16 protein-coding genes are annotated in these 20,345 nt (G+C 41.3%); 4 read left to right on the forward strand and 12 right to left on the reverse strand.

The genetic code is table 11. The annotated features are described in order from the left end of the window. Positions 1-25 precede the first annotated feature (25 nt). The 3 genes from napA to N0B29_RS00360 all read right to left on the reverse strand — a co-directional run bounded on the left by napA (position 26) and on the right by N0B29_RS00360 (position 6,142). Positions 26-2,815, reverse strand: coding sequence for a nitrate reductase catalytic subunit NapA (gene napA / locus N0B29_RS00350; RefSeq protein WP_263831729.1), 2,790 nt, complete (start codon positions 2,813-2,815; stop codon positions 26-28). Between the two features lie 547 nt (positions 2,816-3,362). Next, positions 3,363-4,697 (reverse strand): porin, encoded by a 1,335-nt coding sequence (locus N0B29_RS00355; RefSeq protein ID WP_263831730.1) that lies wholly within the window; start codon positions 4,695-4,697, stop codon positions 3,363-3,365. Positions 4,698-5,014: 317 nt separating this feature from the next. Beyond that, positions 5,015-6,142, reverse strand: coding sequence for a nicotinate phosphoribosyltransferase (locus tag N0B29_RS00360; protein WP_263831731.1), 1,128 nt, complete (start codon positions 6,140-6,142; stop codon positions 5,015-5,017). 200 nt (positions 6,143-6,342) lie between these two features. On the opposite strand from N0B29_RS00360, the gene N0B29_RS00365 reads away from it, so the two are divergent. Beyond that, positions 6,343-6,555 carry a 4Fe-4S dicluster domain-containing protein gene (locus N0B29_RS00365; protein WP_041957064.1) on the forward strand — a complete coding sequence of 71 codons (213 nt, stop codon included), beginning with the start codon at positions 6,343-6,345 and terminating at the stop codon, positions 6,553-6,555. 72 nt (positions 6,556-6,627) lie between these two features. Here N0B29_RS00365 and N0B29_RS00370 read toward each other — a convergent pair whose 3' ends face one another. The 5 genes from N0B29_RS00370 to N0B29_RS00390 are packed head-to-tail and all read right to left on the reverse strand — an operon-like array spanning position 6,628 to position 12,462. Beyond that, positions 6,628-9,621 carry a DUF5714 domain-containing protein gene (locus N0B29_RS00370; RefSeq protein ID WP_263831732.1) on the reverse strand — a complete coding sequence of 998 codons (2,994 nt, stop codon included), beginning with the start codon at positions 9,619-9,621 and terminating at the stop codon, positions 6,628-6,630. Further along, complete coding sequence (locus N0B29_RS00375; protein WP_263831733.1) at positions 9,611-10,216, reverse strand: TVP38/TMEM64 family protein; 606 nt, start codon at positions 10,214-10,216, stop codon at positions 9,611-9,613. Before N0B29_RS00375 ends, N0B29_RS00370 begins: the two co-directional genes overlap by 11 nt. Positions 10,217-10,251: 35 nt before the next feature. Next, on the reverse strand, positions 10,252-11,355 hold the full coding sequence (locus N0B29_RS00380) for a (Fe-S)-binding protein (protein ID WP_318526681.1): 1,104 nt from the start codon (positions 11,353-11,355) through the stop codon (positions 10,252-10,254). Further along, positions 11,345-12,016: a TVP38/TMEM64 family protein gene (locus N0B29_RS00385; RefSeq protein ID WP_263831735.1), complete on the reverse strand. Its 672-nt coding sequence runs from the start codon at positions 12,014-12,016 to the stop codon at positions 11,345-11,347. The genes N0B29_RS00380 and N0B29_RS00385 overlap by 11 nt, the downstream gene beginning before the upstream one ends. Next, positions 12,016-12,462, reverse strand: a complete 447-nt coding sequence (locus N0B29_RS00390; RefSeq protein WP_263831736.1) for a rhodanese-like domain-containing protein — start codon at positions 12,460-12,462, stop codon at positions 12,016-12,018. Before N0B29_RS00390 ends, N0B29_RS00385 begins: the two co-directional genes overlap by 1 nt. Before the next feature lie 201 nt (positions 12,463-12,663). Between N0B29_RS00390 and N0B29_RS00395 the strand changes: the two genes are divergently transcribed. Then, positions 12,664-13,755, forward strand: coding sequence for a phosphotransferase (locus tag N0B29_RS00395; RefSeq protein ID WP_263831737.1), 1,092 nt, complete (start codon positions 12,664-12,666; stop codon positions 13,753-13,755). Next, positions 13,737-15,050: a TIGR04283 family arsenosugar biosynthesis glycosyltransferase gene (locus N0B29_RS00400; RefSeq protein WP_263831738.1), complete on the forward strand. Its 1,314-nt coding sequence runs from the start codon at positions 13,737-13,739 to the stop codon at positions 15,048-15,050. The genes N0B29_RS00395 and N0B29_RS00400 overlap by 19 nt, the downstream gene beginning before the upstream one ends. Here the strand turns inward: N0B29_RS00400 and N0B29_RS00405 are convergent. Continuing rightward, on the reverse strand, positions 15,047-15,880 hold the full coding sequence (locus N0B29_RS00405; protein ID WP_263831739.1) for a GGDEF domain-containing protein: 834 nt from the start codon (positions 15,878-15,880) through the stop codon (positions 15,047-15,049). The genes N0B29_RS00400 and N0B29_RS00405 overlap by 4 nt on opposite strands. A gap of 300 nt (positions 15,881-16,180) precedes the next feature. On the opposite strand from N0B29_RS00405, the gene N0B29_RS00410 reads away from it, so the two are divergent. After that, positions 16,181-18,148, forward strand: coding sequence for a sensor domain-containing protein (locus N0B29_RS00410; protein WP_263831740.1), 1,968 nt, complete (start codon positions 16,181-16,183; stop codon positions 18,146-18,148). Here N0B29_RS00410 and N0B29_RS00415 read toward each other — a convergent pair. The 3 genes from N0B29_RS00415 to N0B29_RS00430 are packed head-to-tail and all read right to left on the reverse strand — an operon-like array spanning position 18,145 to position 20,339. Next, on the reverse strand, positions 18,145-18,366 hold the full coding sequence (locus N0B29_RS00415) for a hypothetical protein (RefSeq protein WP_263831741.1): 222 nt from the start codon (positions 18,364-18,366) through the stop codon (positions 18,145-18,147). The two genes, N0B29_RS00410 and N0B29_RS00415, sit on opposite strands and share 4 nt — an antisense overlap. A 40-nt stretch (positions 18,367-18,406) precedes the next feature. Next, complete coding sequence (locus tag N0B29_RS12985) at positions 18,407-19,858, reverse strand: methyl-accepting chemotaxis protein (RefSeq protein WP_318526682.1); 1,452 nt, start codon at positions 19,856-19,858, stop codon at positions 18,407-18,409. Further along, the gene (locus N0B29_RS00430) at positions 19,830-20,339 is read right to left on the reverse strand and encodes a PAS domain-containing protein (RefSeq protein ID WP_263831742.1); all 510 of its coding nucleotides are present in this window, start codon (positions 20,337-20,339) and stop codon (positions 19,830-19,832) included. The genes N0B29_RS12985 and N0B29_RS00430 overlap by 29 nt, the downstream gene beginning before the upstream one ends. Between the last annotated feature and the right edge of the window lie 6 nt (positions 20,340-20,345).

The following is a 20,345-nucleotide window of genomic DNA, read 5'->3' on the forward strand; positions in this document are numbered from 1 at the left end:
ACAATCCTTTTACATATTGCGTGCATTAAGCTTTATAAAGCTTAACCGCACATTTTTTATAGTCTGTCTGTTTAGAGATCGGACATGTTGCATCAAGGCACACTTTATTGATGAAAACTTTCTCATCAAACCAAGGAACATACACCAAACCACGAGGTGTTCTGTTTCTTCCTCTGGTTTCAACGCGAGCTTTACAAGAACCTCTACGACTCTCCAACCAGATAAGATCACCTTGTTTAAAGCCCTTAGCTTTGGCGTCTTCTGGGTGCATATAACAAAGTGCCTCAGGAACAGCACGGTAAAGCTCAGGTACACGCATGGTCATCGTACCACTATGCCAGTGCTCTAACACACGACCTGTACATAACCAGCTGTCATACTCAGCATCTGGCATCTCACATGGGTCCATATACGGTCTAAAGAAAATTTTCGCTTTGTTTTTAAGTGGAAATGTCTCTTCAGTGGTTGGTTTGAGTAAGTTACCTTTTTTGAGGGCTTTCGCAAAATCACCATAGAATGCAAACTCACCATTATTTGCTTTTGCAGCATAAGGATCATACTTAGCGTTAAATCTCCATTGTGTCTCTTTACCATCGACAACTGGCCATTTAAGTCCTCTTACTTTGTGGTAGGTGTCAAAGTCAGCCAAGTCATGTCCATGACCTGTACCAAATTGGCGATACTCTTCCCAGATTGCTTTTTGCAAGAAGAAGCCATACCCTTTCCACTCTTTACCATCACTGCCCATAACACCACGTTTGTCACCAAAGACTTCCGTGTTGTCAAAGCCATCCCCGATAGGATCTTTTGCTTTAAATGATTTGAAAAAGTCGTTTGCAAACAAAATGTCATAAAGCGTATCGGTCTCTTTGTAACCCATCGCTTTTGCCGCTTCGATAACGTTTGGTAATTTGCCACCTTTAATCGGTTGTTCACCCCAAACATCTGCAATCGTAAAGCGTTTTGAAAGCTCAACCCATTGCCAAGTATCACTCATCGCATCGCCTACTGGGAGGACTTGTTGTTTCCACTGTTGTGTACGACGCTCTGCGTTGCCGTATCCACCCCATTTCTCATAGATCATCGCAGAAGGTAAAATAAGATCAGAGACTTTGGCAGAAATTCCTGGATACGCGTCAGAACAGACGATGAAGTTGTCCAAGTTACGTGCCGCTTTAATCCAGTGCTCTGCATTTGCAGTGTCTTGGTATGGATTACAAACGTTAACCCATGCAAATTTAATTTTTCCACTCTCGATTTGTCTGTGGATATTCATAATATGTTGGTAACCCATAGGGTTAAGTGTACCAGCAGGCAACTTCCATACTTTTTCAGTTACTTCTCTATGCTTTGGAATCGAAACGTCCATATCTGCAGGCAAGCGGTGTGTAAATGTACCTACTTCACGCGCTGTTCCACAAGCACTCGGTTGTCCTGTCAAAGAGAAAGCGCCTTCCCCTGGTTTAGCTTGTTTGCCAAGAAGGAAGTGAACCATATAAGACTGTTCATTGACCCACGTGCCACGTTGATGTTGGTTCATACCCATTGTCCAGAAACTGACGACTTTACGCTCTTTTTCGATGTAAAGGTTTGCTAATGTTTGAAGTTTTGCTTTGAAGTCTTCGAGTTTTTCATCAGGATTGCCTTTAGCAATTTTCGCAACATAATCAAGCGTATAAGGCTCTAAACCTTTTTTGAAATCTTCAAAGCTAATTTCCCAGTGAACACCCGCTAAGTCAGCTTTATCCATGACCATAGTATCGCCGGCTTTAATGCCTAAATGCGCAAGACCTGGAGCCTCTTTTTCAGAGATAATTTTTTTGTCTTCTTTTCTATTGATTACAAGTTCTTTTTCAGAATAACCATTTTTCTTAGCATCAGCTTCATTTCGCAAACCATAACCGATGTTCGCAAAACCTGTTGCAAAAATAGTGTTTTTCTTAACAAAATCCCAATCAATCGCTTCTGGGTGATTGTAAACAATCTCACGAGCGATATAGTTCCAAATGGCAAGATCAGTACTTGGAGAGAAGATGATTTCGATATCCGCGAGATCAGAACAACGATGTGTATACGTTGAAAGGTTGATGACTTTAACTTTCTCTGCATGTGAAAGCTTGCGATCACTTACCCTTGACCATAAAATCGGATGCATCTCCGCCATATTTGCACCCCATGTCACGATAGTGTCAGTGAGTTCGATGTCATCGTAACAGCCTGCTGGCTCATCAATTCCAAACGTTTGCATAAAGCCAGCAACCGCTGAAGCCATACAGTGACGAGCATTTGGGTCGATGGCATTTGATCTAAAGCCCGCTTTCATAAGCTTGGCAGCGACATAGCCTTCGTGAATGGTGTATTGACCTGAACCAAACACACCGATGGCTTCTGGGCCACCTGCTTTCATCGCAGCTTTCATGTGTTTTTCCATCTCGTCAAACGCACGTTTCCATGAGACAGTTTTGAATTGACCATGTTTGTCAAATTCACCTTTGTCATTCATACGTAAAAGTGGTTCTTTGAGACGGTCAGCTCCATACATAATTTTGGCATTAAAATAGCCCTTGATACAGTTAAGTCCACGGTTTACCGGAGCTGCTGGATCACCTTTAACAGCGACAATTTTACCGTCTTTTGTTGCCACCATGATGCCACAACCGGTACCACAGAAACGACAAACGGATTTGTCCCAACGCCAACCGGCTTCTGCTTGTTCACCAGCAGCCTTTAGCTCGGCGGGTACGCTAATACCCACAGCAGCAGCAGCGCTCGCAGCGGCAGTTGTTTTTAGAAAGTCTCTTCTTGAAAGCGACATATTGATACCTCCTGATTTGAGTTACGGGGTCATTCTATCACTAAGCGGAAATCCAATCTATGACTTAAGTCAATACTTTAGTTTGCTAAATTTAATTTTTCCCATAAATTGGCTGTTGGAAGCAAAAACGCATTGTTAACTTTTTTGGTAGAGAATTCATCATTTTCGCACACTCTATCTTAAAGATTCTTTTAAAAAATTGGACAGTTTTTTACATGGAAGTATGTGTTGAACTTTTCTAGCCATCTTTGACTTCTTTCTGCAACAAAAGCATTACATGTAAAACGCTTTCAACAAGAGGAGAATTATTTTTATTCAGTTTGATTTGATCCAATTATTTCATCGGCGTTTCTAGGAAAAAGGTGGTAAGTGTAGCCTATTGCCTTTATTTGTCGTAGCCGAGGGAGTTTTAAATCTCTTTTCTTCAAAAAACAATAAAAAGAAAAGAAAAAAGTAATCTTTTGGAAAAATGTGAGCCTTAAGAAGATGAAAGAAGTAACAGTGGCATTACTGCCACTGTTTTAGAAAAGATCAAAGCGTATACAAATTAGAATTTGTAGTTCGCTCTAAATCTCATCTCATTAGAATTTACAGTAGCTGTATCTTCTTTTTTTGCATCTTCATACTCTAAAGAGAGTGTCAAACCTTTGAGTGAAGGAATGTCATAAGCAAGTTGTCCTTCCCAGTATTTAGTTTTCGTATCACTAGAGGCATTATTCAATATAGCGCCTACAGCGACAGATGAAGCATCTTGATTAATTTTTACATATTGACCTAAGACTTTAAGACCTGCAACACCCACTTTTGCAAAATCATAACCAACTTCAACTTTGTATGCATCTGTGTTAGCACCCGAAGTTACATCAGCACCTTTGATCAGTGGAGCGGTATACGTTGTTGGTCCATTTCCTGCACCTAAAAGAACAGATTGTCCACTTGATACGGTACTGTAGGCAAAAGATGCATTAAAGCCTGCTAGCTCTTTAAAACCAACACGTCCTTGGTACATATCACCTTCAACATGGAAACCATCAAATGTAGCATTTGATGTTCTAGAACCACGATATGTTGCATCAAAAAGTAGTTTCATATTGCTTAAAGGCACTACATAGTTACCCTCTGCGTAGAAAACGTTTGCATCACCACCATTTGTGAATTCAACATCATTAACAAATAAGTATTGACCTATTAATGTTAAGTTTGTAATAGACGTGTTAATCGCAGCGGCTGTGTACGCACCATCAAATCCAAAAACATTTGATGCACCGGTTCCATAAAATACAGCTTCTTTTTTAAAGCTAGGCGCCTTTGAATCCTCACCAGCTACACTTCCGTCATAATCGGATGTTTTACCTTGAAATTTGTCAGAGTAACCAGCAACCAATGTTGTGTTTGGGAGGTCTGTGTTGATAAGAACGGCCGCTTGGAATGCCTCTTTGAACATACTTGTTCCAGAGCTGTTAACCAGTGGGCTTGCAATAAATTGACGACCCACTTTTGCGGTCGTTTTACCAATCGTATATGTTATATAGGCTTCTGAAAGTACCGCACCTGAACCGTACATATCAGTTGCATAAAGATTTTTTGCATCTTTGTCAGCAAATGGAGCAGAGCTTGATTGGAATGTTGTACCAAGAGATAAACCATAGAATGAATCTGTTACATAACTAAGCATAACACCTGTTGAGAAAAGGTCAGCATTACCTTTTGTCAATGTACCGTCATTTTGATCACCTGTATCTCTATCAAAATACCAGGCTCTTAATTCACCCGTTACTTTTCCGTTCTTAAAGGCATCAGCAAGAGTATCACTTGCTGCGAATGAGCTAGATGCAAGTCCAGCAACGACCATGGCCACCAAGCTAAGTTTAGCTAATTTCATAAATCCTCCTTGTGAAAGTGTAAACTCCTTACATAATCTAAGGAAAGGCAATGAGCTAGGTTATGTAAAAAATCTGTCAAAATCTTACATAAAGTGTATAGCATGAAAATAGCATAAAAATTTTATTTTTTTTTAAAATTAAAATGAGAGAGTTAAATTTTCAATACTCAAAAATTTAATCTTTGAAGATAGAAAGCAAATAATAAATGATCTAAAAGAGGAAAGCTCCGCCTCAGACGAGGCGAAGTAGCCAAAAAAATTAAAAGAGTAAAAAGAAAATAAAAAGACTTAGAGCTTGGTTTTTCAATTAACCTTTTCTAACGCCCTTTTTTAAGCAAAAATTCTCGTCCGACTTTGACTTTTGGTGTGCCACCGTAAGCGATGATGTCAGCGGTAGCGCAGGTCTCACTCCATTTTTCGGGTAGAAAGGAACCTGTTCCAATGATGTCGATAGGCGCTTTTGCCCATGCCATACTTCGGCATTTTTGTGGCGTAAAGCCCGAAGAGGCGATAATGCGTACTTTGGTAAAGCCTGCATTATCGAGGTTTTCTCGCATACTCCATATCGCTGCCGCTGAAACGCCCGTACCAATAAGGTCGTGTAGTTCAGCTTCTGTACGGTAGTCACGCACAGCGTCAGGTGCATGACGGCCTAAAACATCATAACTTTTTTGAGTATCGAGTCCCTCTAAAAAACGTCCTCCGTGCGTATCAAGCCGTACCGCGATCTTTCCTGCATACGCCAAATCAGCAAAGGCGCTACATATCTCTAATGTATCAGTAATTTCCCGACCAAAATAATCCGCCAAGATGGGGATATTCTCATTAGGGAAGCATTCATGGAACATTTGAGCCGCTTTGAGTGTTGAGCCTGCGTATCCGATGAGCGCGTGCGGAACGGTGCCTAGTCCTTTTTCACGACCAAAAAAATGAGCTGTCGCATCGGTCGCATTACCGATGAATCCTACTGCTCCAAATTTGCGTTGTGCCACTTTTGAACCAACAGAGGCTCCATAAGCCATCATCTCTGCCATCTCTCCTCCTGCACAGTGACGCGCGTCCATCGCTAAAAAAGAGACGTGGGGAAGTATTTGGCACATTTCATAGGCGTTGTAAGCGGCGACGCATGCCGAGCCTAACTTCTGTAAAATGAGCGTTTCTAACTCCACCAAAAAAGCAAAAGATCCACCAAGATAAAACAGAGGCTCACCCGCACCCACCCATTCGCCCTCTTCGTGCATCATTTCGATGGTAACGTTCTTATGGCACTTTTTTGCTTCTGTTTCAACCCACTCAAGGGCTAAACGTGCTGCGCAAAGAACAGGGCGGCGTAAGAAAAAGGCGTAAGTGACTTCGGTATCGCCAAAATGCTCGATGATCGTTTTTGTATTGGAAAAATATTTATCCGTTTTTGCAGATACGCTAAGTTCATTACACCTTTGCATAAAACTTCCTTGTATTTTCATTGCCTCTTTATAGTCTCCTTTTGCTATACAATTGCTTAGAGTCAAAACGTGAGACTAATTTTTTTACATGTAAAGATAAAAAAAAATAACTACGTTAATTCATTTATCTATAAAGCTATTTTCATGCTACGATCTTATTGTAATATTTTCTGATAAAAATCCCAAAGTAAGGAAAAGTTATGGCAGTAAAAATTACTGATATCTGTATCGCGTGTGGAGCTTGTATTGATGAGTGTCCTGTGGAGGCTATTGTAGATGATAGCGATAACCCAACAGGTGCTGATATTTATTATGTTTACGCAGACAAATGCGTTGAGTGTGTAGGTCATCATTCTTCACCAGCATGTATGGAAGCCTGTCCAACAGAAGGCTGTATTGTTTTAGGTGCTTAATTCTTTAAGTTAATAAACGCTCATTCCAAAGGTGTTGGACTTAGTTTCAACACCTTTTCCTCTAATACTCCTTTAAAATATCGGACACTCTTTCCCATAGCAATACTGATTAAATTCCCTTTGGTCGCATTTGACGTCTATTTGTGCTAAAAGCTTTACATGTAAAAACGTTTCAGAGAGTGATGAAGCGATGTTAAGCGCTGTCCAGACCTCCCTGTGACAGCAACGAGCCGCTTCGTACTCTGCAATTTTACCCAGCACCGCATACATTACTTTTTGAGCAGCAGAGCGTGCTTCTTTTGCGACAGGTGAAGACTCTAACAAAATGGCAAAACCGATGCCAACACCGCTTGCAGCACCACACATCCCTAAGAAGCCACATGCACCACCCATCACACTAGTGCCCCTTGAAATGGCAGTTTTTAGTGCATTTTCGGGAAGTTTTCCGCCACTGTTTTTATACGCCGTTACGATGATGGCAGGAACCATCGCATGGTGTTCAGGCCCGTGTTTGGGGATACTTGGATGCTCACGGATATGCTCAAAGAGTTTAAGCATATCGCGCTCTTTCGAGGTAGCGCAGATGTGTTCAATCACCTCAAGTGCCTCTTTTGCATGACACGCATCGCAAACATAATGCCCCTCTTTACATGTAACGCTCTGAACGCTTACATTTCCGCAGTAGTAACACGTTGCTTCTTCGAGTGTTGCCTTATACACAAGCTCCGAGGAGCAGACCATGCAGTTATGGCGCTGCTTTGGAGGCGTTATTAACCCAAAGGAGAGTTTTGCCGTTGGTTTGGGACTGAGTAAAAGACTCGGTTTGCGCTCAGGCGGTGTCGCACAACAACAACTCTCCCCCTCTTGGTTGGAGACATGTCCTTTAGCGTCTAGTATAAATAGCTCGCTCTCCAAACGCCTTGCCAAAGCCTCATCAATGCGTGTTTTAATTCCTTTAAACAACACGATACCATTTTCCAAAGTAAGGCTCTCGCCCACACCTTTATAGATGACTTCAATCTGCTTTTGAACGTTTGGCTTGTGTGCCTCAAAAGTGAGCGAGTAAAAAGTATGCCCTTGCACTTCTCGGTAAAAAAAGCGTTTGAGAAGCTGTATGTGCTCAAAACCACTCTCACGAAGCAGTCCTAAAAGATGGGTTTGCGTCAATGCTCCACCGATGCACTCGCCACTGAGTTTCGCGTCATTGCGGATGAGCGCACTGGCTTCTTCATCACAGATGACATCGGAAACCACGAGCCTTCCGCCTTGTTTAAGCACCCGAAAGATCTCTGCAAAGAGTTTGCGCTTGTGGCTTGAGAGATTGAGCACGCAGTTGGAGGTAATGACATCAAAAGACGCATCGTCTTCTGGCAACGCTTCAAGGTAGCCTTTGGCAAACGTGAGGTTGTTATACCCCAAACGTTGCGCCACCTCTTCCGCACCACTTCGTGCGATTTTCAGCATGGAGTCGAGCATATCAACCCCGACAATACGCCCACTTTTTCCTACAAGTTTTGAGGCGATAAAACACTCAATGCCCCTGCCAGAACCCAAATCAAGCATTGATTCACCCTGCTTTAGTTTCGCATCTAAAATAGGACTTCCACAGCCATATCCACGAAAGCGCAAATGCGCAGGAATGTGCGAAAGATACTGCTCTTCGTAGCATGCAGGATTAAGAATGTTCTCCTTGTCCTCCAACGCCGCGTCATGGTAAAAGGCTTTAACAAGGCGTAACGACTCGCTCTCGCCTGTGGCAAGCAGACAGTTGGCATGGGTATGCACCACGCCCTCATTGGCACCACAACTCTGTAAAATGTCGCCCATTTCTAAGCACAAAGCGGGTTTTACATGTAAAGGCTCAAACCGCTTCGCCTCCTTCGTTATCAGCCACAACGCAAGTTTTTCCAAAAGTGGTTCATACGGGTCATCCCCCATCAAAGTTTTGGCATGGGCAAAGCTGTGGTCTAAGTCGCCACCACCCAGTAAAAAGCGAAGTGGTGAGGTAAGCGAGGTAATGGAATGTGACGCAATCGCTTTGGCAGTAGAACTTTCAAGCGCCCGAGCGATGCTCTCCCCCTCCATCAAAAGCGCACTCTCGCCCACCATCGCCGCACTCGGGTAAAAGTGTCCATCGTAGCCTAGCGCGATAGAACTGCGTCCTGAACTAGAGCCGTCATGCACTGTGCCTTTGGGGGCGAAGATTTGCGTTTTCAGCACTTCAAAGTTGTCGATGACTAAGCCTAATTGTTGCGCTTTTTCATAGGCATGTATCAGCACCTTAAAGAGTACATCTTGGTCTATCAAGCCCTCATTTTCACCACGTCCACGTGAGAAGTACCACAAGAAATGCAGATGCCCCGCTTTAAGCTCACTTGCCAATGCCACAATGGCTTCTAAACTCTGAACATTTAGAGGATGCAGACACACTGACAATGAGAACGAATAACCCACTTTTTGAAGCCAAACGATGTTTTGCTCTAACCTCTCAAAACTCCCATGCCCACGAATCGCGTCATGTTCTTTGGGCAGACCATCAAGGCTGATTTGAAAGTGCAGTCTAGACTTCGGGAATGTTTTACATGTAAAAACTTTTTCAAGCAATATGCCATTGGTCAAAATGACCACTTCGGTGTCGCTCAACGCTAAGATAAACTCCACCAAAGAAAGCAGTTCAGGGTGCACCAATGGCTCGCCACCAGAGATGATAAAAAGCCGACAGCCAAGGGCATACGCTTCTTTTACATGTAAAGCTATGGTCTCAAAATTCAACGTCTCTTTCTCGCTGGGCGAAGATCTAAAAAGGCAGTGCGTACAAGAGAGATTGCAACGGTTAGTCAAATGAATCCAAAACTCTTGGAGTGCTATTTTAGACATTGTTTTTGGCGAGTAAATCAAAGGATTTGGCGAAGAGATGCGACTTTGTAACTGCTGATACGCCAATGTATTTTCACCACTTTGCAACAACGCATCGGCACTCGCATTGGGCACAAACCAGTCCGCACTGTGACGATGCACATAAATGGGACATCCCTCAAAAACCATTCTTAACCAACTATTTTTCATACGTCTCTAACCTCTTTTTAACACGTTGTTTTAAAACCATTGAAACCACGACAAGCACGACCAATAAACCTACTGAAATGTAAAACTCACTACTTCCAAAACTCAGCGATTGCGCACCGATGTTGGCGTACACCAAAACACCCGGGCTCATGCCCAAAAGCGTTGCAAAGAAAAAATCACGATACCGAATCGTTGAAAATCCAGCGCTGTAGCTGATGATGTTAAAAGGAACTAACGGCACAAGTCGCAAAAGTAAGATCATCACAAATCCATGTTTTTGAACGCTTTTTTGAAAGTTAATCAATTTTTCATGCGCCAATTTTTCACGCATTTTATTGCCATAAAGCCGTGCGAGGTAAAACGACAATGTCCCGCCACAGAGTGCGCCTAAAACGATGTAAACACTCCCCAACGCAAAGCCAAAAATAAGTCCACCTGCGAGAGCTAAAATACCATCGGGAAAGAAGATGAGAGGTGCAAGTGTGAAAAGGAGAATGAAGATAAGCGGTGCGTACATACCAAAGCCCAGCACAAAGGTTCTGATCACCTCGACTTGCGCATAAGAGATCACGCCATTTTTATAAAAGACGAACATCAAAATGCCAAAGGCTAAAAAAAGAGTGACCTTTTTTATGTGTTATCCTTTAGAGCGCTGATTTTCTGACGTGAACTAAAACGGTTATACCACTTTTTCAACACGCTCTGCTCTTCTTGTTTCATTAAAAAGTGAGGGTTAAAGATGAGATCGAGCAGATGCACCCCGTTTTTGCCACCTCGGCTCATCGACTCCGCGCAACTTTGGCAGTAACTTACGATGCTTTCGCACTCGGTTTGCTTGGCACGCGTACGCATTTGCTCTTTGGCTAAAGCAGCATGAGTGAGTTCTAGCATGCCGCCACTGCCACAGCAAAGTGTTTGTTCGCGGTTTTGTTTAAACTCTTGATATGGCAAACCAATCTGCGCTAAAAGCGTACGGACACCCTCATGAATCTCTTTTTCATACCGTGTGGGGCACGGGTCGTGAAGTGCCATTTTAGGACTATGTATATGGCGCTCTTTTGCCTCTTCTGGAAGTCCAATTTGCGCTAAAAGCGAATAAAGTGAAATGATTTTGATATGCGGCGAGTATGTTTTAAGGCTCATAAAACAGTTCTCACATGCGGTTACAACGGTGGTTGCACCCATATATGCAAGATCACGTTCAAGCTGTGAGTGGTACATTTGAAATTGTGCCATATCGCCCATCATGCGAGTGGGTGTGCCACAGCACTGCTGAATGATACCCATACCTGAGCATTTGGACTGCAAGTAAGAAAACACTGTGTGAACAAGGCTGGGAGAGTACGAACTAAGCGCGCATCCCGGCATAAAGGCTGTATGGGTGTACTCTCCTGTTGTAAACTTTTTTGTAGTAGAAAAAAGTTTTGAAAAACTACTTTTTTGATGGAAGATCACCCCACCATAGCCATACTTTTTCAATACTTTTTTATCTTCCGCGTAACTCTTTTTAGACGCCGTAAAAATCGCTCCAAAGTCGATGTCACGAGGACACGAATGCGCACAAAGCCCACAATTTGCACACGCATAAGCCATCTCTGAACTTGGAAGCTCTGTGGTAAATTTTGTGAGCAATTTTTTGGGCGAAATCGTGAAACTATAGAGCATCGGACAGCCCTTCATACAGCTTCTACAGTCCACACACTCGCTTTCATACACCTTGATCTTAGCGTCCACGATACACCCGTTTGATAAGATAGACCAAAAGTGTGAGCGCAAAAAGTGTCATAAGTCCATAGACAATTGTAGCCGCTCCACCACTAAGCATTTCACCCACATAAGAGTACACAAGCGTTGCAGGCAATTGCCCTACCCCTGTAGCGATCAAGAAAGAGCGAAGCGTCATCGACGTTAGACCTGCCGCGTAACTGACCACATCAAACGAAATGAAAGGCAAAAGACGTGCAATTAAAATCGCGTACGTACCATGCTTTTCAAAAAAGGCATCCACACTCTCAAGCGCTATCTTACTCGTAAGCTTTTCGACCACATCGCGTCCTAAAAACTTAGCGATGTAAAAGCATAAAAGTGCGCCCACCATCGCACTTACCCATGAAAGAGCCGCACCCCAGAGCCAACCAAAAAGGGCAGCGTTGGCAAAGGTGATGAGAAAAGCAGGCAAAGGCGCTAAAATAGCTTGAAAAACCATGAGTAAAAAAGAGATAAGTGGGGCTAGCATACCAAAAGAGAGAATGTACTCTTTAATTTTCTCAATGTCCAAACTTTGAAACAACGCAATGAGCTCAAAAAAATAACTTCTACTTTGCGGGCAGACGAAAATAAGAGTAAGCGCGATACCACTGAGAAGCAGTATCACGATTTTAGAAGGTTTTAGCATTATTTGCTGACGGCTAGAACGTCTTTGACTTTATCGCGTGGCCAACCGTATTGTCCATCTTTGAGTGTCAAAAGTTGCTCTTTTTTAAGACCTTTGGAGAGATAAAAATCATAAGCACGATCCGCTCCTCCACCGCCTCTTGGGCAGACGATAATCACTTTTTGATTTGCTTTAATCTCTGGCAAAAGTGCTTCAAGTCTTGCTTTTTCATCCTCTGTTTTAACAGGGTACGCATAAGTAGCCAACGCTCCTTTTAAGTGCTCTTCGTTAAAATCAGGCTTCTCCTGAATGTCAACAATAACGATTTTAGAAGCATCTTCACGAATGAGCTTTGCTGTTTCATCTGCTGTAATGTAGTTGTACTTTGAATTTTCCTTCACCTTTCCACCACAACCAATGAGTAATAAAGCCGCCATCGGCAACGCCAAAAATAAAGAGAGTTTCATCTGTTCTCCTAAAAGGAATTTTTACATGTAAAGGAGTGGAAGTATCAAAAAGAGCAGTTTCATGTCACTTTTGATGTACGCTTAAACCTTAAGCCATTACATGAGTTATGCGACATAATAAGCTTTTATGACTTAGAAAAAGGTTAACGTTCATTGACTACTTTTGCTATAATAGCGCTTTTACAGGTAAGGATTTTGGGCATGAAAACGGAAAATGAGATTAGGCATTATATCGACAGGACAACTACTTTAAAAGCTTTTTTCAAAAGTTTGCCTTTACATGTAACCGAAATAGGTGATGGTAACTTAAATTTTATCTTTCGCATCAGCGATGAGAGTGGAAATTCGCTTATTCTCAAATATGCAGCTCCTTATCTACGGCTTTTAGGCGAAGATTTTCCGCTTCCACAGGAGCGTATATGTGTAGAGATGCACACGCTCTCTTACTTTAAAAACATTACACCTTCTCTTATCCCGAATATTTACCATTGCGATGAAGAGGCATTTTGCTTTGCGATGGAAGATCTTTCTGACTATAAACTCTTGCAAACCGCCCAGTTCGATCAGTTTATTTCACTCTCTATTTACACTAAATTGGGCTCTTTTTTAGCAAAACTCTACGCCAAAACACCTCCTAGACATGAGGAAAGTTACTACGAAAATGCCACGCTCAAACGCATCAGCGAAGAGTATATTTTCATCTTTCCTTACATCGAAAATCATCCTGCACTCATGCTGCCTGAATTTTTTACGCCGATGCCCAAGAGTGAGCTGTTTATGCAAAATATCCAAACCCTGCTCACACTCTTTCAAGATTCTAAAGAGTGTTTGATTCATGGCGATTTGCATACAGGCTCTATCATGGTAAAAAACGAAAGCCTTGCCATCATCGACGCTGAATTCTCCCTTGTCGCACCTTTGGGATTTGACGTGGGAGTCTTACTTGCGCACATTCTTTTTGGTGAAATTTACGCCTACTTTGAACGCAAACCTTTAAACTACTTTGCCATCATTCACGCATTATGGAAAGAATTTGAAAAAGAGATGGGTGGCGTGCCAGAGCATATTTTAAAACAAAGTGTCGGGTTTTGCGGAGCAGAACTTTCGCGTCGTTTGGTCGTCCCTGCCAAAGCCAAACCCCTTGAAGCAATCACCTCTTTAAAAGCCAAAACAAAAGCTTATGAACTCTGTGAAGCACTGAGTATTGCGTTGGTTGAAGACTTTTTACATGTAAAGAGTTTGGAAGATTTTATTGCTATCGTAGAGCGGCATTTATGCGTCAAAACGCACTGATTCTTTTTATGAAAGCACCCCGTTTTGGGCATGTGAAAACACGCCTTGCGAAGCATTTGGGTGATGAAAACGCTTGCACACTTTACCGCCTTATGTGTGAACAGCTACTCTCGCACATACCGCCACACGATGTCGATGTCGTTGTTGCATACAATGATGACCTATATACCCCTTTGCCTGCTTATTTGGAAGGTCAAGCTCTTTTTTATCAAAGCGGAAATGGCTTGGGTGAGCGCATGAAAAACGCGTTTGAAGCACTATTTGCACAAGGGTATAAAAGCGTTATTTTGGTAGGTTCAGACATCCCAGAAGTTGATGAAACTGTTTTAGAAGAAGCCTTTACGCTTCTTGCTAAAAGCGATGCACTCCTTAGCCCAACCGTTGATGGAGGCTATTATTGCATCGGTTTTCATCAGAACACTTTTTGCCAAGAGGCGTTTGAGGGCATCACTTACAGCACACATGATGTCTATGCCAACACGCTTTTAAAAATGCCTCATCTTCGTGTTGCCAAAGGCACGGTGCTGCAAGACATCGACACACTAGAGGATCTGCGTGCTTTTACATGTAAAGCGTTTACGACACCTCTTGCTCACTTTGCACAGAGCATTTTAAACACATTGCCTCGTATCAGCGTCATCATCCCCGTCTTTTATGAAGATGAAACTTTGCTTCACACCCTAGCGCATTTAAAAGCGATGGCACACGCACAAAACTACGAAATCATCGTGGTTGACACGTATGACAAAACAACCGTTGAGCGTTTAGCGCTAAAAGATGTTCATGTGGTTCTCTCGCCCAAAGGTAGAGCCTTGCAAATGAATGAAGGCGCACGCAAAGCACGAGGGGAAATGCTGCTTTTTTTACATGCTGACACGTTTGTACCGCACTACTGGGATAAGTGCATTGAAGAGGCTTTACATGTAAACCATGCGGGAGCTTTTTCTTTGGGAATTGATGATGCGCATATCGCTTTTTCTTTCCTTGAACGTATGGCAAACCTTCGCACCTCATTCACCCAAATTCCTTACGGCGACCAAGCGCATTTTTTTAAAACGTCTTTGTTTAAAGAGCTTGAAGGTTATGCCAAGATTCCTTTGATGGAAGATGTGGAGATGATGAACCGACTTAAAAAACGAGGCGAAAAGATCGCCCTTTTAGATGCCAAAGTTCTCACTTCTGCGCGTAGATGGCACAAAGAAGGTATTTTCTACACCACGTTACGCAACCGTGTTTTGAGCCTTTTATATGGGTTGGGAGTTTCAGCTGAGAAATTAAAAAAGTACTACCTTTAAAGAGATTTGTTTCGCCTCTCATTTTTATTTTGATACATTTGTATGTCTGCAATCGTGACTATTTTTTCAAACTCATTGCCCACGGTGAACATAGCTTCACCAAAAGAGAAACCTAAAGGCTCTTGTTGATCTTTCAATGAAATCATAAATGCTTTTTCTTGAAGATGCTGGAAAGTACTACGTACAAAATTGACACTCTCTTCTTCAATGACCACAACAAATTCATCACCACCAGCACGGCATAAAAATTTTTTCTCATCGCAAACAAACGTTAACTCTTTTGTCAATAAGTTAGCAAAAGCCTTTAAAGCGGCATCTCCATACTGATGCCCGTATGTGTCGTTAATATGCTTAAAATGGTCCAAATCAATAAAAAACAAAGAGCCATTTATTTGCAGTTGTCCAGATGACGTACAGACTTTTTTACGTAAGCCGTTGCGATTTAAAAAACCTGTAATATCATCAAAATAGGCTTTCTGCTCTAACTCTTTCATGTTATCTAAGAAAGCGGCAGTTTGAGCTTGAATAGACTTTAAGCCTGTTTTATCTTCATTTTCCATTGCACTCAATGCTTTATCAGAATACTCAAGCAGTATTGAAAAATTATCTTCATTCGCATGCGCTTTTTGATCCATCTCTTCGAGAAGTTTATTGAACTCCTCATCTATATCGCGCGCTGTTATTTTGAGATTCATCTCTGCCATTTTACGGTTAAAAATGGCAGTATAAACACGTGGAATAACAAAATTAAATTTAGCATGCAACTCTCCAAATGTCTGACGCGTCACCTCTTGAAGTGCTTTTTTAAGCTCAGTACCTGATTTATACATGTTTTTTATCCCTTAATCAAGTGCAAAATACGCAACAATCAGGCTGATGCTATGATAGAGTATACCGGATCTAAAAGTTTCCTCTCATTTCAGCCTGAGCGTTTCATAAAATCCTTATTTTCCACTAAAATAATATATTTTATTCACGCTAAATATACCCTAATTTAAGCTATAAAATCGTTACATAAAAACAATCATAAAATGACCAATATATGACCTTATCAATGTTAGAATATCAGCATGTTAAAAAAATGCAAACAGCCTTAAGTCTCCAAAAGGCAGTCATTTGAAGGATTTAGCGTGTCAGCAAAAGATGATGATTTTGAGCAATATCTAAACCTAAGTCCAACTGTTTTTTTTAAATGGCGCGCACAAGATGGCTGGCCAATCGAGTATGTTTCAAAAAATGTTTTAACCCTCTTAGGTTACAGCAAAGAAGAGTTTATGTCTCAAGCTATTTTGTATAGCGATCTGATCCATCCACTTGATCTTGCCAAAATTTCTAATGACTTAGCGCAATTCGTACGCGCCCAAAAATCCTTTAAACACTCACATTATCGTCTTATCAGCAAAAGTAAAAAGATTATCTGGGTAGAAGACTCTACGCAAATAGTCCGCGATGAAAACGGCGATATCTTGCACTATTTTGGTTATATCTGTGATATCACTTCGCTTAAAACATCCAATCAAAATTTAGAAATGTACAAGCACATCCTCAACGCCAATAACATTATCACCCTATCTGACAAGCAAGGAAATATCACCTATGCTAATGACCTTTTCCTCCAAAGCTCAGGCTACACACTCGAAGAGATCATAGGCAAACCACACAATATTTTACGCCATCCAGACACGTCCAGCGAAGTTTTTAAAACCATGTGGCATTGCATACAAAACAAGCAGTCATGGAAAGGCATTCTCAAAAACAAAAAAAAAGATGGAACTCCTTTTTACGCCGATGTTTTCATAGCACCCCTGCTTGATGAGCACCAAGAGATAGAGCAATACATCGGTGTTAGACACGATATTACGGAGCTTATCGAAACAAGCGAAGCACTGACCAAACAGTCACAAACAGACAACCTCACAGGACTTGGTAACCGTTTTAAACTTTTACAAAACATTCAAGAAGCACACCATCCCCTCCTTGCCCTTTTCGATATAGGACGCTTTAGCGAAATCAATGATTTTTACGGCTATGCACTTGGAGATGAACTTATTTGTGCGTTTGCTCGAAAACTACACGCCTTCACACGACCACAGTTTCAACTTTACCGTATCAACGCGGATGAGTTTGCCATTTTATACGACAGTGTTCAAAACGATGAATTTCTTACAACCATACAGACCATACACTCTATTCTTAACTCAGAGCCTTTACATGTAAAAAATAAAACTATCGTTATCTCCGTGACCACAAGTCTCTCTTTTGAATCAAAAAAGAGTTTGCTCACAACAGCTGACATCGCTAAAAACCATGCCAAGAACACAAAGATGCTCTTTTGCCTCTACAACAAAGAGATTGAACTGGCACGTGAATATGAACGAAATATTTACTGGGCATCCAAAATCAAGCAGGCATTGGATGAAGGCAAAGTGACCGCTTTTTTTCAACCCATTTTTAACAATAAAACCCAAAAAATTGAAAAATACGAAGCATTAGTGCGCATTGTTGATGGTGACAAGATTATCGCACCTGCACATTTTTTAGATATTGCCAAAAAGACACATCAGTACATCGATATTACCAAAAGAGTGATTGATGCCTCGTTTAAGCTTTTTGAGACCAACAATTTAGATTTTTCAATCAATCTCACCCATGAAGATATTCTGAGTGATGAACTGAAACACCATTTATGGCAAGGTATCCACACCTATAGCATGGAAGGAAGGCTTATCTTAGAAATCGTAGAATCAGAAGGACTTAAAGACTCCACTGCTATTAAGACCTTTTTATCCCATGCCAAAGCATCGGGATGTCGCTTGGCAATTGATGATTTTGGAACAGGTTATTCCAATTTTGAGTATCTTATCACACTAGGCGCCACCTATATCAAAATCGATGGCTCTATCATTCAAAAAATACATGCCAACAATGGTGCAATGGATGTTATTAAAGCCATTATCACCTTTGCTAAGGCTCGTGGTATGCAAACCGTTGCAGAATTCGTCTCTAGCAAAGAGATTTTTGACACGGTATGTGAGTTGGGAATTGATTATTCTCAAGGCTATTATATCGGTGAGCCTAAAGCTCACCTCCTTTATTAAGCATAAACTGGCTTTAAAAACTTACGCAAGCTTTGACACAGACTTGCCATCACGCCTTTATTTTTCTTTTTTAGCTCTTCTTTATACTCTGCTTCTGGAATAAACTTAACTTCATTGGTCGCAGGATCAACATAAAACCACATCCTCTCCCCAGTAAAGTTATCCGTTAAGATATCATCATCCCCGATGGTGTATTGTTCCCAAAACTCTTTTTTCACTTCTTTCTCCTCTTCATCTCAAATCGTTTTCATTTAATTTTTATGCGACATCAGGGTTGGCTTCAACAACCATACGTTCTAATGTCACAAAAAGCGTCTCACTGTTTCGTTCCATCATCTCAATATTAGACACAATGGCATTTTTATTCTGAACCATCATCTCCCACGTTTGAGTCATCTTAATCGTTTCTAAGATTTTGTCATGAATCATTTGGTGTGGCGCTTGCAACATTTTGAAGCTTGGTGTTCGAACAAAGTGTTCTTTTTCACTGCTGACATCGCCCTCATACCATCGACCAAACGCACACTGATGATGATCAGGAAAGACTTTTTGGTTTTCATTTTTATCCATAATTGCGGTATAGGCATTATGTTTTAAAATAATATGATCCACTTTAAAACGTGCACTCAAAAGTGAATCATTGATGAACCTAGAGACTTTTTCAGAATAAAGCGCATTGGTCGCAAAATCTTTTAGCGTCATCGTAAAATTGCTCATTTTTACTTGGGACTGTGTTGCAATCGTGCTAATGGTTTCTGAATTGTCACGAACTTCCATAGCACCTTGTTTAAGACTTTGAAGCGTCATAGAAATGTTTTGTGTTGCTTTGGAAGTTCGTTCTGCTAAATCACGTACCTCAGAAGCAACTACGGCAAAACCACGTCCATGCTCACCTGCGCGTGCCGCTTCAATAGCCGCATTAAGGGCTAAAAGGTTCGTTTGATCTGCAATATCATTGATAAGGCTAGCCACGCTATTAATATCATTAATACGCTCATGCAGTGAAACGATTGTCGCATTAGAATCCCCTAAGAGACGCATCAAATGATCTAAGCTAATAACCATCTGTGCGATACTTTCTTGGCTAGAGAGAGCATCTTTAGCTGTTTTGGTTGAAGCATTATTGATATTGTGAGCAAAATCACTGTTTTTAATAATATCGCTAAGGATCATCTCTAAAGACTCTGCAATTCCCCCACTAATGCGTTTGAATTCCATGTTCAGGTCATTGTGAAACTTCCCTTTGTACGACGCAGCAACATCATGAACGACCTGTGTCACCATCTGTGAAACGGTAACAAAATCACCTTTGTATCCCTCTTTAAAGGAGATACGGGAATTTTGACCAAGATTGGCACACTCCAAAGAGGCTCTCATATCACGAATCATCTGCTCCACTTGATCTAAAAGATCGTTAATATCCCATGCAACCCCTTGCAAAACATGATCTTCAGGAATATTGACAATGCGGTAAGAGAGGTTACCCTTACCTGCTTTCTCCAAAATATCGCGAATTTGACGAATCAGATCATCGTTAAAAATTTTCTGACATACAGACTCCTGAGGTAAAAAACATCCTCCTAAAAGCAACACGAAAATACTTAGCGCAACGGCGGTATAACCTAAATAAGCAAAAAAACCTGCGCACCCTACTATCAGAAGCACATATAAAAGTGTTTGTTTAGTGTTGTAAAGAGAGGACAAATTCATCGTATGTCATTCCTTGCTTATTTAATTGTTCGTCTAAAAATTTCTTAGAAGCTTCCAGCCCTTGGCTCTTTTCAATGCTTAAAAGTTCACGGTATAAAGAGGGGATTACCTCCATACTTTTGGCACTTGGCTTGCGTCTGACCGAGTGAAAATCACGAATCTGCCCTTGCGCATCCGTTGTGGCTGTCACATTGGCAAAAACCCAATAATAAGAACCATCTTTCGATAAATTTTTGACATAAGCAAAAATCTCTTCTTTCTTTAAGATGCGATTCCATAACATTTTAAAAACGATTTGTGGCATATCAGGATGTCTCAGAATGGAGTGAGGCGAACCTAAAAGTTCTTTGTCACTGTAGCCTGAGAGCTGAATAAAACTTTTATTTCCATAGGCAATCACCCCTTTGGTATCGGTTTTAGAGACAATAAAATCATCTTCAGATAAAAATTTTTCATTTTTGTTAGGAATGGGTTGTTCCATATATAT

The organism is Sulfurospirillum oryzae (assembly GCF_025770725.1).
GTDB lineage: Bacteria > Campylobacterota > Campylobacteria > Campylobacterales > Sulfurospirillaceae > Sulfurospirillum > Sulfurospirillum oryzae.